The organism is Streptomyces sp. NPDC007863, assembly GCF_040633895.1.
Taxonomy (GTDB): Bacteria; Actinomycetota; Actinomycetes; order Streptomycetales; family Streptomycetaceae; genus Streptomyces.
This window is the reverse complement of sequence record NZ_JBEYEI010000001.1, coordinates 370,044-384,603: the sequence shown is the minus strand read 5'-3', so window position 1 is coordinate 384,603 and position 14,560 is coordinate 370,044. Positions and strand designations below refer to the sequence as shown.

Sequence of the window (14,560 nt, the reverse complement as noted above, 5' to 3'; positions counted from 1 at the left end):
CCCGCCTTCGCGCGTGGGTTTCGCGCGTGGGTCAGGAGGCGGGGACCTCGTCGACGAAGGTGGTGCCGGCGGCGCGCAGGGCGGCGAGCTTCGTGGCGACCTGGGCCGGGGTGAGGACCTGGTCCTTGACGTGCAGGACGTAGTCGACCTGCTGGTCGTAGGCGCGCGGGGTGGTCGACGTCAGGCCGTTGAGGTCGATGAGCCACTGGTTGAAGTTGATGGACATGGGCCGCTCGGGGAGGTAGGCGGCGTCGTGGGTGCCGAGGACGGCGCCGTCGACGTAGTAGGTGATCTTGCTGTTGTCGATGGTGACGACGAGGTCGTGCCAGCCGGCGAAGCTGGTGCGGCTCTCGCTGTGCTGGTTGACGGCCTGCCAGGGGTCGGGGTTGTAGGTCTCCCAGGAGGTCGTGTAGAGGATGTTGGCGGGCTCGCCCCAGCCGCCGTTGGGCAGGTACTCGAAGTCGTACTCGGCGTAGTCGTCGGCCATCGGGGCCTTGAGGTCGTTGATGGTGAAGAAGGTCTGGACGACGCGGTCGCCGTCGGGGCCGTACTTCGGCGCGTCGGAGAACTTCACCCGGGCCGCGTAGGTGCCGTTCTTGAACTTGGTGGCCTTGGTGAGGACTTCGGTGTGGGTGGTGGTGGAGCCGGTGCCCGCGCTGGAGGTCTCCAGGTTCATCACCGTGTTGCCGCTCTGGTCGACGAAGGTGACCTTGGAGGGGTCCCAGGTGGCGCCGGGGACACCGGGGCCGCCGGAGTTGGAGCGGACGTTCCAGCCGTGGGAGGCGAGGGCCGGGTCGGTGTGGGAGGTGTAGGAGAAGTCGTCGAAGAGGACCTCGCCGCTGCCCGTCGGGGGCGTGGTGGGCGGGGTGGTGGGCGGGGTGGTCGGCTCGTTCCCCGCGGGGGCGGTGCCCCACACGGTCGTGCCGGCGAGCTGCGCGGTGACCTTGGACCAGTCGGCGTAGGAGGCCGGGGCGCCCTGGAAGGAGTAGTCGTCGCTCTGGTTCAGGGTCTGCCAGTCGGACCGGTGGAAGCGCAGCTGCATGTCGCCGGTGTCGGCGCCGGGGGCGAGCGAACCGGCGGCGGAGGTGAAGCCGATCTCCAGGTAGCGGTCGGCCGTCGCGGTGGGGTTCGCGAGCGTGCCGAAGGTGCCGGTGACGGCCGAGCAGCCCTTGACCGCCCACGAGCAGGCGAAGCGGTAGGCGGCGGTGGGCGAGTCGGCCTTGAAGTAGTAGCGGATCTTGACCTGGTTCAGCGCCACGGCGGTGGTGCCGGTGTTGCGCACCTTGAGCCAGGGCTCGCTCTGGTCGGCGGTGGCTCCGGAGGCGCTGGTGCGGTACTGGACGGCGAGGCCGTCGCCGGGGGCGGCGGAGGCGGTGGCGAGGGGCAGGGTGGCGAGGGCGGCGCTGCCGGCGATCGCGGTCAGCGCGAGGGCCGCCCGGGTGCTGCGGCTCGTGGCACGGGTGGTCATCAGACGGATCCTTCCGTTCGCTCCCGCCGTCGGCGGGAGGGTTCGTGGGGGTGGTGCGCGCACGCGTCACGCGGGGGCGGCTGCCGCCCGGTCCGGGAGGGTGTCGTGCGGGACGCCGAGCGCGGTGAGCCGCGCGCGGTGCCCGTCCATCCGGGTGCGGAAGCCGGGCCAGTCGCGGTCCGGGTTCCACACGCGGTCGGCGAGGGCGCACAGGCGGGGGTAGGTGAGGTACTCGATGTGGTCGGGCGTGGGGACGAACTCGGTCCACAGCTGGCCCTGCGCTCCGAGGACCTTCCCCGAGGGTTCCGGCGCGCCGTGGGGCGGCAGCAGGTCGAGGTCGTACACGGTCCGCAGGCCGAGGCTGTGGCCCGGCTGGGCGGGCGGTTCGCCGGGGCCGGGGCCGCGGGCGTAGTCGAAGTAGACGCGGCGGTGGTCGGCGAGGACGACGTCGTGTCCGCGGCGGGCCGCCGCCCAGGCGTGCTCCGGGGTGCGCCAGCTCATCACCGTGCAGTCCGGGGGCAGGGCGGCGCCGTCCTCGGCCCAGACGACGGGGCGCCGGCCGGCCCGCAGGACGTGGTCGGCGGTCCGCTCCAGGAACCAGCCGTGCAGGTGCCGGGGGCCGGGGAGTCCCTCCCGTGCGGCGCGGGCGATCGCCGCGGGGCTGGACTCCCATTCGGCGGTGGGGACTTCGTCGCCGCCGATGTGGACGTACGAGGAGGGGAAGAGGTCCATCGTCTCGTCGAGGACGGTGCGGAAGAAGTCGAGGACGTGGTCGCCGACGCCGAGCACGGTGGGGCAGACGCCCCAGTGGGTCCAGACGTCGAGGTGGCGTTCGGGGTGGTTGCCCAGCGCGGGGTAGGCGGCGAGCGCGGACCGGACGTGGCCGGGCACGCCGATCTCCGGTACGACCGTGACCCCCCGGTCGGCGGCGTACGCGACGAGGCCGGCGAGTTCGGCGCGGGTGTACGAGCCGCCGTGCGGGCGGCCGTCGAAGCGGTCGCTGCCGGCCGGGCCGACCATCGACTCCGCGCGCCGGCCGCCGACTTCGGTGAGCCGCGGATAGGCGGCCACCGGCATCCGCCAGCCCTGGTCGTCGGTGAGGTGGAGCTGGAGCACGTTCAGCTTGTGCAGGGCGAGGAGGTCGACGAAGCGGTGGAGGTAGGAGACGGGCTGGAAGTGCCGGGCGACGTCGAGGAGCATCCCGCGCCAGGGGTGCGCGGGGACGTCCGTGATCTCGACGCCGGGCAGTTCGGTCGTCGCCCTCGCGGGCGGGCCGGCGAGGGCCTCGTACGGCAGCAGCTGGCGCACGGTCTGCACTCCGCGGAGGAGGCCGGTGGGGCGGGCGGCGCGCAGCAGCACGCCGTGGTCGGCGACGGTGAGTCCGTACCCCTCCTCGCCGAGGCCGGTGAGCGCCGGGTCGAGGGCGAGGACGAAGGTGCCGTCGTCGGCGTGGTCCAGGCGCAGCCCGGTGGCCGGGGTCAGGTAGCCGCGCAGGAGGTCGGCGGCCGGCTCGGCGCCCGGGGCGACGCGCAGGCGGGTGGCGGTGTCGAGGCGGAAGCGGCCGGGGCGGTGCGAGAGCCGGCCGGGGCGGGGGACGAGGGCGAGGTCGGGGCGGGGGCGGGCGGGGTGGGGCAGGTCCACGGGGTTCGTCTCCGGTGTTCTGCGGGGCGGGCGGCCCGCGCGGCGCGGAAGCGGCGGGGTGGTCGCGTCGTCTCGTGTCGCGTCGTGTCGCGTCGGTCAGCCCTTGACGCCGCCCGCGGTGAGGCCCGAGGTCACATGGCGCTGGAGGGCGAGGAAGACGATCAGGGCGGGCAGGGCGAAGAGGGTGGAGGCGGCCATGGTGGCGCCCCAGTCGGTGCCGAAGGTGGTCTGGAAGGAGGAGAGCCAGACGGGCAGGGTGCGGCTGTCCTGCTGTTTGATGATGAGGAAGTTGGCGTAGGTGAACTCGTTCCAGGCGGTGATGAAGCCGAAGAGCGAGGTGGCCATCAGGCCCGGTGCGAGCAGCGGGAAGGCGATCCGGCGGAAGGCCTGCACCCGGGTGCAGCCGTCGACCTGGGCCGCCTCCTCCAGTTCGGGCGGGATGCCGGCGATGAAGCCGCGGAGCACGACCACCGTGAACGGCAGGGTGATCATGAAGTAGACGAGGGTGAGGGTGGGCAGCCGGTCGAGCATGTTCGTGTCGCGCGAGATGATGTAGACGGGGATGACGAGGGACTCCCACGGCGCCATCTGGGCGATGAACACGGCCAGCATGAACGCGCGGCGGCCCCGCCAGCGCAGCCGTGCGACGGCGTACGCGGCGCCGAGCGCGACGACCAGCGCGAGGAGCACGGCGCCGAGGGTCACCAGGGCGCTGTTGCGCCAGAAGAGGGCGAAGCCGTCGGCCCGCACGGCGGTGCGGAAGTGGTCGAGGGTCCACTCGGCGGGGATCAGTCCGGGCTCGTACGACTGGAGGTCGCGGGACGGCGTGAAGGCGGTCGTGACCATCCAGTAGACGGGGAAGAGGCAGACCGTCACGGTCAGCGTGGCCGCCGCGTACAGCGGGGCCCTGCGGAGGGCGCGCCCGGGGGCGGCCCTGCGGGTCGTGGTCACAGGTGCTCCCCCTCCTGGCGGAAGAGTCGGCGGAAGTAGAGGACGAGGACGCCGCTCATGAGCAGGAGCGTGACCATGGAGGCGGCGGAGCCGAGGTCGTAGCGCTGGTTGGCGAGCGCGGTCTGCACGGCGTAGACGGGCAGGATCGTCGTGGCGTCGCCCGGGCCGCCGCGGGTCATCACCCAGATCTGGACGAAGGCCTTGAAGGTCCAGATCACTTCGAGGGAGAGCACGAGCATGAAGATCGGCCGTACGAGGGGGAAGGTGACCGAGCGGAAGATCCGCAGGCCGCCGGCGCCGTCGAGCCGGGCCGACTCGTAGAGCTCCCCGGGGACGGTGGTGAGCGCCGAGTAGAGGGTGACGGCGGCGAACGGGACGGACTGCCAGACGACGAGGACGACGAGGATGGTGAAGGCGGCGGGGCCGTCGGCGAACCAGGTGTACCCCTCGAAGGAGCGGAAGCCGAGGTCGGTGAGGGTCTCGTTGACGATGCCGAACTCGGAGTGGAACAGCCACTGGAAGACGGTGGTGGCGGCCACGACGGGCACCGCCCACACCAGCACCAGCGAGCTGAGGACGACGGTCCTGCCGATCCGGCCGAGGCGCTCGGTCATCAGGGCGACCAGGGTCGACAGGATCATGATGGCGACGACGTTGACGGCCATGAAGAGGAAGGTGCGGCGGACGACGTCCCAGAAGACCGGGTCGGCCAGCAGGGTCCGGTAGTTCCGCAGTCCGACGAACTGGGCCTCGCCGCAGATCAGTTCGCGCAGTCCGAAGTCCTGGAAGGAGATGAGCAGGGCCCGGCCGAAGGGGTAGAGCAGGAGGTAGAGCATCCCCAGGACGGCGGGGGCGATCAGCAGGTAGGGGCCGGGGGCGAGGGGGCGACGGGTGCGCCCCGCTCGCCGGAGGGCGGGACTGGTCATCCGTCAGGAGCCGCTGTTCAGGGTGGTGGTGACGGCCTGGGCCGCCTTGGCGGCCGCGGCGGCGGCGTCGCGTCCGGTGAGGACGGCCGTCATGTAGTCCTTGATGGGGTTCTTGGCCTCGACGGCGGCCCACTGGGGTGTGTTGGGGGTGGCGTGTCCGTGGGCGGCGCCGACCGCCATGGCCGCCGCTCCGGGGTCGGAGGCCACGGCGGTGGCGAGCGTGGTCTTGTTGGGGACGTAGCTCATGGCGAGGGCGAGCTTGGTCTGCCAGGTGTCGCCGGTGAGCTCCTTGATGAAGGTGTACGCCTCGTCCTGGTGCCTGGCGACGGCGGGCACGACCAGGTCGGAGCCGCCGGTGAAGACCGCGCCGGGGCGGTCGGCGGTCTTGCCGGGTATGGGGAAGAACCCGAGCTTGCCCTTGAGCTCCGGGTTCTTCTGGGCGATGACGTTGGCGCCGCCGGGGGTGGCGATGACCTGGGCCGTCTGCCCCTTGGCGACGACGTCGGCCTGGAGGGGGCGGGACTCGTCGGAGTCCTTGGGGCCCTTGCCGAGCGCCTGGAGCCGCTTGTAGAACTCCATGGCCCGGATGGCCTCGGGGCTGTCCAGGCCGCCCTTCCATCTGCCGTCCTCGTGGATGGCGAGGTCGCCGCCCTCGTCCCAGACGAAGCCGGCGAGGGCGAACCAGTTCTGGCCGGGGAGGTAGATGCCCTGGACGCCGTCCGTGTCGAGCTTCTCGGTGGCGGCGAGCCACTGGTCGCGGGTCTTGATCGTGGTGGCGTCGATGCCGGCCTCCCGGAAGAGGTCGGTGCGGTAGATGACGACGCGGTTGGCGGCGTAGTACGGGATGCCGTACTGCTTGCCCTCCCAGGCGCCGGGCTCGGCGAGGCCGTCGAGCCAGAACTCGCCGCCGAGGTCGTCGACCTTGCCGGTGAAGTCGGTCAGTCCGCCGCTCTGGGCGTACTGGGCGACCTGGGTGTTGCCCACCTCGATGACGTCGGGGGCGTCGTTGCTGGCCAGGGCCGCGGTGACCTTCTCGCCGATGCCCTCCCACTCCTGGATCTGGATGCGGACGTCGATCTCCGGGTGCGCCTTCTCGAAGCCGGTCTCGAACTCCTTCTGGAAGGCCTCCGAGACGCTGTCGCGCATCAGCCAGACGTCGAGGACGGTGGGTCCGCCGGCATCCGCGTCGTCTCCGGACGAGGAGCAGGCGACGAGTCCGGAGCTGAGCAACAGGGCGCCGAGCAGGGCAAGGGGGCGGTGCTTCACGGTTCACCTCGGGGCGTGAGAACGGGGAGGAACAGGGCAGACCCCGAGTTGACCACTTGACCTGTCAGGGGTTTACCAGTTGACGCGAGATGAAGGTGGCATGGACCAATGTCGCCGTCAACCCCCGCAACACAGACCGCATTTCGCCGACTTCGGGGGAAGAGTGCGCACGGCGCTGGACCTTGTGGACACCGTTGAAAGCTGACCAGTAGACCAGTTATGGTTGACCAGCGAACACAACGTCCCGACGACGAACGAGAGCCCCATGGAGATCGACGCGGCAGCCTCCGGCGCGATGCTCAAGCGCGAGCGGGTCCGTGACGCGATCCGCGAGCTCATCGAGGCGAGGCGCCCCGGCGACGCCATCCCGTCCGAGCGCGCCCTCTGCGTCGAGCTGGGCGTGTCCCGCCCCACCCTGCGCGCGGCCGTGGACGAACTGGTCGTCGCGGGGCTGCTGGTCCGCGAGCACGGCCGGGGCATGTTCGTCGCGGCGGAGAAGATCACCCAGGAGCTGATCTCCGACCGCAACGCCTTCAGCCTCCCGCAGGCCGGCGGCGCCTGGACCAGCAGACTCCTCGAATTCCGCACCCTCCCGGCGGGCGCCCGCGTCAGCCGCAAGCTGCGGGTCTCCCCCGCCGCCGAGATCCTCTACGTGGCCCGCCTCCGGCTCGTGGACGGCTCCCCCATGGCCATCGAGCACCTCCACGTCCGCGCCGACCTCGCCCCCGGCCTGACCAGCGACGAGCTCGAACAGGGCGACCTGTACGAGCACCTCCGCGACCGCCACGGCATCCGGGTCAGCGAGGCCGTCCAGTCCATCGAGCCCACCGTCGTCACCCGGGCCGAGGCCGACCTCCTCGACGTCCCCGAGCTCTCCCCCGCCCTGCTCTTCGAGCGCCTCACCACGGACAGCCGGGGCCGCGCGGTGGAGTACGTCCACTCCCTCTACCGGGGCGACCGCTACCGCATCGTCTCCCGTCTCACCCTCAACCCCGCCGACGACCACCCCGACGCGGAACAGGGCCACCACCCGGGCATCCCGCCGGGCGACTTCACCACCGGCGACCCGGTCCCCTTCTCCACCCGGGGCGTCGTCCAGCACCACACCTGAACCGCCGACGACGGGGACGTCAAGGACGACCCCCTCCCGGCGGGTTCCGCTCAGCCTGGAGAGTGAAACCACCCGACTGAAGTGGATCTTGGGCGGGGCGGCCCGGTAGCTGTGGTGCCAGCCCGCGCCGATGCGGGATCTTCTGTGCCGAGGATGTCCCATGCGTACACGAGCAGTTCTGATCTCCCTGGTCGCCGCGAGCGCGGTGCTCGGTCTGGCCGGCTCCGCCCAGGCCGCCGCCACCGGCGACGTCGTCGTCTTCTCCACCGAGGTCCAGCCGCTGGACGTCTACCGGGACCCGTCCGGCTGTCAGCAGCTGCCCACGGCCGCGCACGTGCTGACCAACCAGACGGACGGACCGGTGCGGATCTACGGCAACCCGTTCTGCCTCGGCCCGTCGGTGGTCGCCCAGCCCGGTCACGGCGTCCATGTGCCCGGCGGCGCCGGATCGTTCTCCGCCTGACCGCGCTCCCCCGTCAGCGGCCGCGCCCGCCCTCACTCGTTCCGGTCATGAAGGCACGGAATGGGGCTTCCCGGGGCGAGCGCCCACTACGGTGGGAACCACGGAGCGAGGGGCCGACTGGTCGTTGGACTCCCGAACCTCCGGTGCCCCACACCCTTCAGGGTGTGGGGCACAACGCTTTCCGAGGTCAGAAGGCGAAGGTCGTCACCACGGCCGCGTGGTCGGACGGCCACTCGTTCGCGGCGACGTCCGGCCACGGCGCCGGGTCGCCGGTCACCAGGGTGCGGGAGTCGAGGACGCGCAGGCCCCGGGCGTTGTGCAGGACGTAGTCGATGCGGTCCTGCGGCTCGGGGCGGCCGGCGTGGCGGCCCTGTTCCGGGTGGACCGGGTGGACCGGCGACCAGGTGAGGCCCGGGGCGCGCACGGGATCCGGGTGGGCCGCCCGGTAGCTGTCGTGGAACCCGGCGTCCTCCGCGGCCCGCGTCACCGGCCAGGCCACGTCGGGCCGGTCCAGGTGCGAGGGCGCGTTGAAGTCGCCGACGAGGACGACCGGGCGCTCCTCCCCCGCCGTCTCGGCGATCCGGTCGAGCGTGTCCCGCATCTGGGCCACGCGGACGGACTCGTGGGCGATCAGCTCCTCGGCCGGCAGGCCGTCGAGGTCCGCCTCGTACGGGCCGTACGGCGTGTAGTGCAGGTGGGCCGTCCAGACGTCCGCCTCGTGACCGTCGGCGATCCGGAGCCGGACGCCGGCCGCGCCGTAGAAGCCGACGTCCGGGTCGCCGAGGCGGGCGGTGATCGGGTGGCGGCTGAGCACGCCCAGGTTGTCGCCGGCCCGGTGGTGGTGCCAGCCGAGCGCCTCGGCGAGTTCCTGCGCCGCGGTGCCCGCGGTCTCCTGGAGGCCCACGACGTCCGCGCCGGAGGCGCGGATCACCGCGAGCTGCTTCGCCCGGGCGTCCTCGACCCGGGCGCCGCCGAGCCACAGGTTCCAGGTCATGACGGTGAGGCGGCGGGCCGCCATCGCCCGCAGGCGCTCCGGGGTGACGTCCGTGAGTCCGTCCAGGACGGTACGGCCCGGTGCCGCCTCGATCGGGGTGACCGAGGGGACCGCGAGGACCGCGCAGCCCGCCGCCTCCGCCGAGGCGACGCCGGTGGGGGTGTCCTCGACGGCGACACAGTGCGCGGGCGTGACGCCGAGGGCGGCGCAGGCGGCGAGGTACGGAGCCGGCTCGGGCTTGGTGCGGGGGGTGTCGTCCGCGGTGACCGAGACCGTGAACTCCGGTGCGCCGAGCGCCCCGAGGGCGTCGACGACGAGGTCGGCGACCGCCCGGGGCGAGGCCGTGACCAGGGCGGTCGGCACTCCGTCGCGGGCGAGCGCGGCGAGCAGGGCGAGCGCGCCGGGGCGCGGCACGACCTCGGCCCTGACCCGGTCGGCGAACTCGCGGTGCAGGGCCGCCGCGAGCGCGTCGGCGGAGGCCGTCCGGTCCGCCGACGCGGCCAGCCAGGCCGCCGTGTGCTCGACCGGACGGCCGAGGACGTGGGGGCGGTCGGCCTCGGTCAGCGGGCGGCCCGCCACCTGTTCCACCGCCTCCCACCACAGGCCCTCGGTGTCGACGAGCGTGCCGTCCATGTCGAAGAGGACGGCTTGCAGGGGGAGTTCGGTGGTCACGCTGTTCGCTTTCTGTGGCGGACGGTACGGGTCGGGCGGGCCGTGGTGGTCAGGCGGCGGCGCGGGCCGCGACGAGGACCGGGCGTTCGCGCGGGGTCACCGTCACGGCGTCGCCGGCCGTGAGCGCGGCGGCCTCGTGCGTGGGCAGGTCTGCCTTGACCTCGGTGGCGTCGGCGAGCCGCACGGTGAGGCGGGTGGTGGCGCCGAGGAAGGCCGTCGCGACGATCCGCGCGGAGCACGCGCCGTCCGTGGTGACCCGCAGGTCCTCGGGGCGGACGAGCACGTCGACCTCGCGGGCCGCGGGGGCCTCGCCGTCGACGGGCAGCCGGCGGCCGAGCACCTCGACGGTGCTGCCGTCGAGGTGCCCGGGGATCCGGCTCATGGTGCCGACGAACTCGGCGACGAAGGCGGTCGCCGGGCGGCCGTACAGCTCGGCGGGCGGGGCGCACTGTTCGAGGCGGCCGGCGCGCATCACGGCGACCCGGTCGGCCATGGACAGCGCCTCTTCCTGATCGTGCGTCACGAAGAGGGTGGTGATGCCGAGTTCGCGCTGGATGCGGCGGATCTCGTCGCGCAGGGTGAGGCGGACCTTGGCGTCGAGCGCCGACAGCGGCTCGTCGAGGAGGAGGACGCGGGGGCGGAGCGCGAGGGCGCGGGCGAGGGCGACGCGCTGCTGCTGGCCGCCGGACAGCTGGTGGGGGTAGCTGCCGCCCTTGTCGCCGAGGCCGACGAGTTCGAGGAGTTCCCGCGCCTGCCTGCGGCGGTCCGCCTTGCCGGTCTTGCGCATGCGGGGGCCGAAGGCGACGTTGTCGACGCAGTCGAGGTGGGGGAAGAGGCTGTACGACTGGAAGACCATGCCGGCGTCGCGGCGGTGGGCCGGTACGTGGGTGATGTCGCGGCCGTCGACGAGCACCGCGCCGGAGTCGGGGGTCTCGAAGCCGGCGAGCATGCGCAGGGCGGTCGTCTTGCCGCAGCCGGAGGGGCCGAGGAGCGCCAGGAGTTCGCCGGGGGCGACGGTCAGGTCGAGCCCGTCGAGGGCGGTCGTGGTCCCGAACGTCCGGCGCAGGGCGCGGAATTCGACGGTCGCGGCCTCGGTGGCGGCGGCGCGGTCGGTGGCGGCGGTGAGGGTCGCGGTCATGGTGTTCCCTTGGCGGTGCGGGTCCGGGTGCGGCGGGTGCCGGGTGTGCGGCCGCCCGCCCCGGCGAGGGCCAGGAGCAGCACCCAGGTGACGAGGAGGCTGAGGACGGAGACGGCCACGGACATCTGGGCCTGGGAGCCGGAGATGTTGACGATCCAGACGGCGAAGGGCCGGAAGCCGAGCAGCTGGGCGACGGTGTACTCGCCGAGGACCAGGGCCAGGGTGAGGAAGGCCGCGTTCATGAGCGCGCCACGAAGGTTCGGCAGCACGGCGGTGACGAGGGCGCGCGCGGGTCCCGCGCCACAGCTGCGGGCGGCCTCGACGAGGGTGCGGACGTCGACGGCCCGCAGGCCCGCGTCGAGGGCCCGGTAGGTGAAGGGCAGCGCCATCACGACGTACGCGAGGACCAGGACGAGGGGGAAGTCCGGGTTCTGCAGAGCCACGAAGGTCTGGAAGAGGGGGGTGCGGGACAGGTGCTCGGGGCCCCACTTCAGGACGGTGCCGATGCCGGCGACGAAGGCGATGGGCGGGACGACCAGGGGCAGGGAGCAGACCGCCTCGACGAGCGGGCGCAGCCGGGGCGCGCCGAGCCGCAGGGCCACCATGGCGGGGACGACGAGCAGGAGGACGACGGCGATGGTGACGGCGGCGAGGCCGAGCGAGAGGAGCAGGCTGGTGAGGAAGCCCTCGGTGCCGATGATCTGCGTGTAGGCGTCGAGGGTGAGGCCGTGTTCCGGCACGTCGACGGTGAAGATCACGGAGGCGGCGAGCGGCACCAGGAAGTAGAGCCCGGCGAGGCCGAGGACCAGCGGGCGCCAGGCGGCGGTGGGGCGGTTCAGGTGAGCCATCGCGAGCTCCGGCGTTGCAGGGGCAGGTAGACGGCCATGACGAGTCCGGCGACGACGACCATGTCGAGGCTGAGGGCGAGGGCGACGTTCTCCTGGCCGACGAGGACGTTCCCGGAGAGGGCGTCGGAGATCTGGAGGGTGACGAGCGGGACGGCGCTGCCGACCATCGCGGCGGCGGTGGCGTACGCGGCGAAGGCGCTGCCGAAGAGCAGCACGAACCCGCCGAGGAGGCTCGGGGTCAGGACGGGCAGGGCGACGTGCCGCCAGTACTGGAGGGTGGTGGCGCCGTTGTTGCGGGCGGCCTCGCGCCACTGGGTGCGCAGGCCGTCGAGGGCCGGGGTGATGGTGAGGACCATGAGCGGGACGAGGAAGTACAGGTAGACGAGGACCAGGCCCCAGAAGCTGTACAGGCTCCAGCCCTTCTCGGTGAGGCCCCACTGCCGGGTGAGGACGCCGGAGTTGCCGAGGGTGGCGACGAAGGCGAAGGCGAGCGGGACGCCGCCGAAGTTGGCGAGGACGCCGGAGGCGGTGAGCACGGCCTCGCGCAGGGCGCGGGAGCGGGAGGTGACGACGGCCTGCGCCAGCGGCAGTCCGAGGACGGCGGCGAGGACGGCGGCGGTCGCCGAGAGCTCGACGCTGCCGAGGAGGGCGGTGAGGTAGGCGCCCTGGAGGGAGGCGGTCAGGTTCCCGGTGCCGTACGCGCTCGCGCCGGTGGCCGGGTCGTCGACGGTGAGGGCGCCGCCGAGCATGGCGACGGCGGGGACGCCGAAGGCGACCGCGGTGAAGGCGAGCAGGGGGACGGCGGCGAGCCAGGCGGGGGCGCGGCGGCCGCGCCGCCGGGCGGGGGTCCGCCCGGCGGCGACGGCGACGGTGGCGGTGGCCGTCATCCGGCGACGGCCTTGCCCCAGCCCTCGGCGAGGACCGTCTTGGCCTTGGCCTGCTGGGCCTCGGCCGGGAAGGCCGGGACGCCGGAGACGGCGGGCAGCTTCAGGGCGGCGGCCTGGTCGAGGGTGCCGGCCTTGTCCATGGCGGGCATCAGGACCGGGCGGGCGAAGCCCTTGAGCCAGAGGTTCTGGGCCTCGGCGCTGTAGAGGTACTCCTGCCACAGGCGGGCGGCCGCCGGGTGCGGGGCGTCCTTGTTGATCGCCTGGGAGTAGTACTGGGCGTAGCGGCCGTCGGTGGGGACGGCGACCTTCCAGTCGAGGCCCTTGGAGGTGAACTCCTGGGCGTAGCCGGCGTTCAGGTAGTCCCAGTCGATGCTGATGGGCGTCTCGCCCTTCTCGACGGTGGCCGGGGTGGACTCGACGGGCGTGAAGTTGCCGTTCTTCTTCAGCTGGGCGAAGAAGTCGATGCCGGGCCGGATGTCGTCGAAGGAGCCGCCCTGGGCGAGGGAGGCGGCGAAGACGCCGGCGAAGGCGGAGCCGGACTTGGTGGGGTTGCCGTTGAGGGCGACCTGGCCCTTGTACTCGGGCTTGAGGAGGTCCTTGAAGGTGGTGGGGCAGTTCTTGACGCGCTTGGCGTCGCAGCCGATGGAGACGTAGCCGCCGTAGTCGTTGTACCAGCGGCCCTCCGGGTCCTTCTGCCCCTCGGGGATGTCGCTCCAGGCGGTCACCTTGTACGGGGCGAGGAGGCCCTGCTGGGCGGCGCTGAGGGCGAAGGAGCTGCCCAGGTCGAGGACGTCGGGGGCGCGGTCCTGGCCCTTGCGGGAGGTGACGGCGTTGATCTCGTCCTGGCTGGAGGCGTCCGGGTTCTCCACCTCGACCTTGATGCCGTACTTCTGCTGGAAGCCGTCGATGAGGGCGCCGTAGTTGGCCCAGTCGCGGGGCAGCGCGATGGCGTGGAGCGTGCCTTCCTTCTTGGCCGCGGCGACGAGCGCGTCCATGCCGCCGAAGTCGGCGGCGGAGGTGGCGGAGGCGGCGTTCCTGCCGTCGGCGGTGGTGCCGGCGGGCTCGGGGGCGGCGCCGCAGGCGGTGAGCGCGAGGGCGGCGACGAGGGCGAGAGAACCGCCGAGGACGGCGTTTCTCGGAAGGTGCGCGGGGACGGGCACGGCATCTCCATGGAGGGTCGAGGGTTCAACTTGTCTGAACAAGTTGGCCTCAGTACGCCCGGTGTCGGTGACGCGAAGGTGAACGAGACGGGAATGGATTCCCGCGATTCCCTGCACATTGGCGTCGCTTTCCAGCCACTGACACGTTCAACTAGGCTGTTGCTCCTGTGCACACGGGCTTCGCCGCGCACACGACACACGGAGAAGGGGGAGCAGCGATGAGCGCGCGCCACGAGCAGATCGCCGCGGAGCTGCGGGGGGCGATCCAGCGCGAAGAGTACCCGGTCGGGGCCCGGCTCCCCGCCGAGACCGACCTCGCCGCCCGGTACGGCGTCTCGCGCGGCACCGTCCGCCAGGCCGTCGCCGCGCTGACCGCCGAGGGGCTGATCGGCTCCCGGCAGGGCGCCCGGCGGGTGGTCCTGGCCGGCCGCCGCAGCCAGAGCTTCGCCGAGCTGCGCAGCTTCGCCCAGTGGGCGCAGTCGATGGGCCGCGAGGCCACCGGCCGGGTCGTCGCGCAGGAGTACCGCCCGGCCACCCCGGAGGACGCCGCCCGGCTCCACCTCGCCGAGGGCGTCCCGCTGCTCAACGTGCTGCGCCTGCGCGGTCTCGACGGCGAGCCGGTCCTCGTCGAGCGCACCGTCTACGCCGACTGGATCTCCCCCGCGGTCGAACTCCTCGACCCCGACTGCGCGTCGGTCACCCAGCGCCTGTACGACGAGACCGGCCTGGTCTTCGCCCACGGCGAGCACGTCATCGACGCGGTCTCCGCCGGCGCCCGGGACGCCGTGCTCCTCGCCGTCCGCCGCACCAGCCCGCTGCTGCGCGTCCGCCGCGTCACGACCACCCACGACGGCCGGCCGGTGGAGTGGTCCGACGACCGCTACCGCCCGGACGCCGTCAGCTTCTCCGTCCACAACGCGATCGGCCACAACCCGCTGGTCCGCACGACGGCCGTGTGACGCCCCCGCGGGCACACCCCACCCGGGCGGTGTCCGCGGGTGCGTCGGGGCACTGCGCGAAGGGGCAGCGGTTCCT

The 14,560-nt window shown here is 72.9% G+C and carries 13 protein-coding genes; 3 read left to right on the top strand and 10 right to left on the bottom strand.

The window, feature by feature from the left end:
* Nucleotides 1-31: 31 nt before the first annotated feature.
* The 5 genes from ABZ621_RS01635 to ABZ621_RS01615 all read right to left on the bottom strand — a co-directional run bounded on the left by ABZ621_RS01635 (nucleotide 32) and on the right by ABZ621_RS01615 (nucleotide 6,252).
* Nucleotides 32-1,468 (bottom strand): cellulose binding domain-containing protein, encoded by a 1,437-nt coding sequence (locus tag ABZ621_RS01635; RefSeq protein WP_360599540.1) that lies wholly within the window; start codon nucleotides 1,466-1,468, stop codon nucleotides 32-34.
* A 66-nt stretch (nucleotides 1,469-1,534) separates the two neighbouring features.
* Nucleotides 1,535-3,109, bottom strand: a complete 1,575-nt coding sequence (locus tag ABZ621_RS01630; protein ID WP_360599538.1) for a beta-N-acetylhexosaminidase — start codon at nucleotides 3,107-3,109, stop codon at nucleotides 1,535-1,537.
* Nucleotides 3,110-3,205: 96 nt separating this feature from the next.
* Nucleotides 3,206-4,060: a carbohydrate ABC transporter permease gene (locus tag ABZ621_RS01625; protein WP_360599536.1), complete on the bottom strand. Its 855-nt coding sequence runs from the start codon at nucleotides 4,058-4,060 to the stop codon at nucleotides 3,206-3,208.
* A complete protein-coding gene (locus ABZ621_RS01620; protein ID WP_360599534.1) occupies nucleotides 4,057-4,986 on the bottom strand; it encodes a sugar ABC transporter permease in 930 nt (309 codons plus the stop codon). The genes ABZ621_RS01625 and ABZ621_RS01620 overlap by 4 nt, the downstream gene beginning before the upstream one ends.
* Before the next feature lie 3 nt (nucleotides 4,987-4,989).
* Nucleotides 4,990-6,252: an extracellular solute-binding protein gene (locus tag ABZ621_RS01615; RefSeq protein ID WP_360599532.1), complete on the bottom strand. Its 1,263-nt coding sequence runs from the start codon at nucleotides 6,250-6,252 to the stop codon at nucleotides 4,990-4,992.
* 265 nt (nucleotides 6,253-6,517) lie between these two features.
* Here ABZ621_RS01615 and ABZ621_RS01610 point away from each other — a divergent pair, with 265 nt between their 5' ends.
* Complete coding sequence (locus ABZ621_RS01610; RefSeq protein ID WP_360599899.1) at nucleotides 6,518-7,363, top strand: GntR family transcriptional regulator; 846 nt, start codon at nucleotides 6,518-6,520, stop codon at nucleotides 7,361-7,363.
* A gap of 160 nt (nucleotides 7,364-7,523) precedes the next feature.
* Nucleotides 7,524-7,826: a hypothetical protein gene (locus ABZ621_RS01605; RefSeq protein WP_360599530.1), complete on the top strand. Its 303-nt coding sequence runs from the start codon at nucleotides 7,524-7,526 to the stop codon at nucleotides 7,824-7,826.
* Between the two features lie 187 nt (nucleotides 7,827-8,013).
* Here the strand turns inward: ABZ621_RS01605 and ABZ621_RS01600 are convergent, their stop codons facing one another.
* Genes ABZ621_RS01600 through ABZ621_RS01580 form a run of 5 tightly spaced genes read right to left on the bottom strand, consistent with a single transcriptional unit; the run spans nucleotide 8,014 to nucleotide 13,525 of the window.
* Complete coding sequence (locus tag ABZ621_RS01600) at nucleotides 8,014-9,492, bottom strand: HAD-IA family hydrolase (protein WP_360599528.1); 1,479 nt, start codon at nucleotides 9,490-9,492, stop codon at nucleotides 8,014-8,016.
* A gap of 49 nt (nucleotides 9,493-9,541) precedes the next feature.
* Nucleotides 9,542-10,630, bottom strand: coding sequence for an ABC transporter ATP-binding protein (locus tag ABZ621_RS01595; protein ID WP_360599526.1), 1,089 nt, complete (start codon nucleotides 10,628-10,630; stop codon nucleotides 9,542-9,544).
* A complete protein-coding gene (locus ABZ621_RS01590; RefSeq protein WP_360599524.1) occupies nucleotides 10,627-11,478 on the bottom strand; it encodes an ABC transporter permease subunit in 852 nt (283 codons plus the stop codon). Before ABZ621_RS01590 ends, ABZ621_RS01595 begins: the two co-directional genes overlap by 4 nt.
* Nucleotides 11,466-12,365 (bottom strand): ABC transporter permease subunit, encoded by a 900-nt coding sequence (locus tag ABZ621_RS01585; protein WP_360599522.1) that lies wholly within the window; start codon nucleotides 12,363-12,365, stop codon nucleotides 11,466-11,468. The genes ABZ621_RS01590 and ABZ621_RS01585 overlap by 13 nt, the downstream gene beginning before the upstream one ends.
* On the bottom strand, nucleotides 12,362-13,525 hold the full coding sequence (locus tag ABZ621_RS01580) for an extracellular solute-binding protein (RefSeq protein WP_360599520.1): 1,164 nt from the start codon (nucleotides 13,523-13,525) through the stop codon (nucleotides 12,362-12,364). Before ABZ621_RS01580 ends, ABZ621_RS01585 begins: the two co-directional genes overlap by 4 nt.
* A 218-nt stretch (nucleotides 13,526-13,743) precedes the next feature.
* Here ABZ621_RS01580 and ABZ621_RS01575 point away from each other — a divergent pair, with 218 nt between their 5' ends.
* Nucleotides 13,744-14,484: a GntR family transcriptional regulator gene (locus ABZ621_RS01575; protein ID WP_360599518.1), complete on the top strand. Its 741-nt coding sequence runs from the start codon at nucleotides 13,744-13,746 to the stop codon at nucleotides 14,482-14,484.
* Nucleotides 14,485-14,560: the final 76 nt, after the last annotated feature.

Bases quoted from the DNA above. Each gene is read 5' to 3' on its own strand.
- ABZ621_RS01575 (WP_360599518.1), top strand. From the start codon at position 13,744: ATGAGCGCGCGCCACGAGCAGATCGCCGCGGAGCTGCGGGGGGCGATC.
- ABZ621_RS01610 (WP_360599899.1), top strand. From the start codon at position 6,518: ATGGAGATCGACGCGGCAGCCTCCGGCGCGATGCTCAAGCGCGAGCGG.
- ABZ621_RS01620 (WP_360599534.1), bottom strand. From the start codon at position 4,986: ATGACCAGTCCCGCCCTCCGGCGAGCGGGGCGCACCCGTCGCCCCCTC.
- ABZ621_RS01605 (WP_360599530.1), top strand. From the start codon at position 7,524: ATGCGTACACGAGCAGTTCTGATCTCCCTGGTCGCCGCGAGCGCGGTG.
- ABZ621_RS01635 (WP_360599540.1), bottom strand. From the start codon at position 1,468: ATGACCACCCGTGCCACGAGCCGCAGCACCCGGGCGGCCCTCGCGCTG.
- ABZ621_RS01585 (WP_360599522.1), bottom strand. From the start codon at position 12,365: ATGACGGCCACCGCCACCGTCGCCGTCGCCGCCGGGCGGACCCCCGCC.
- ABZ621_RS01590 (WP_360599524.1), bottom strand. From the start codon at position 11,478: ATGGCTCACCTGAACCGCCCCACCGCCGCCTGGCGCCCGCTGGTCCTC.
- ABZ621_RS01595 (WP_360599526.1), bottom strand. From the start codon at position 10,630: ATGACCGCGACCCTCACCGCCGCCACCGACCGCGCCGCCGCCACCGAG.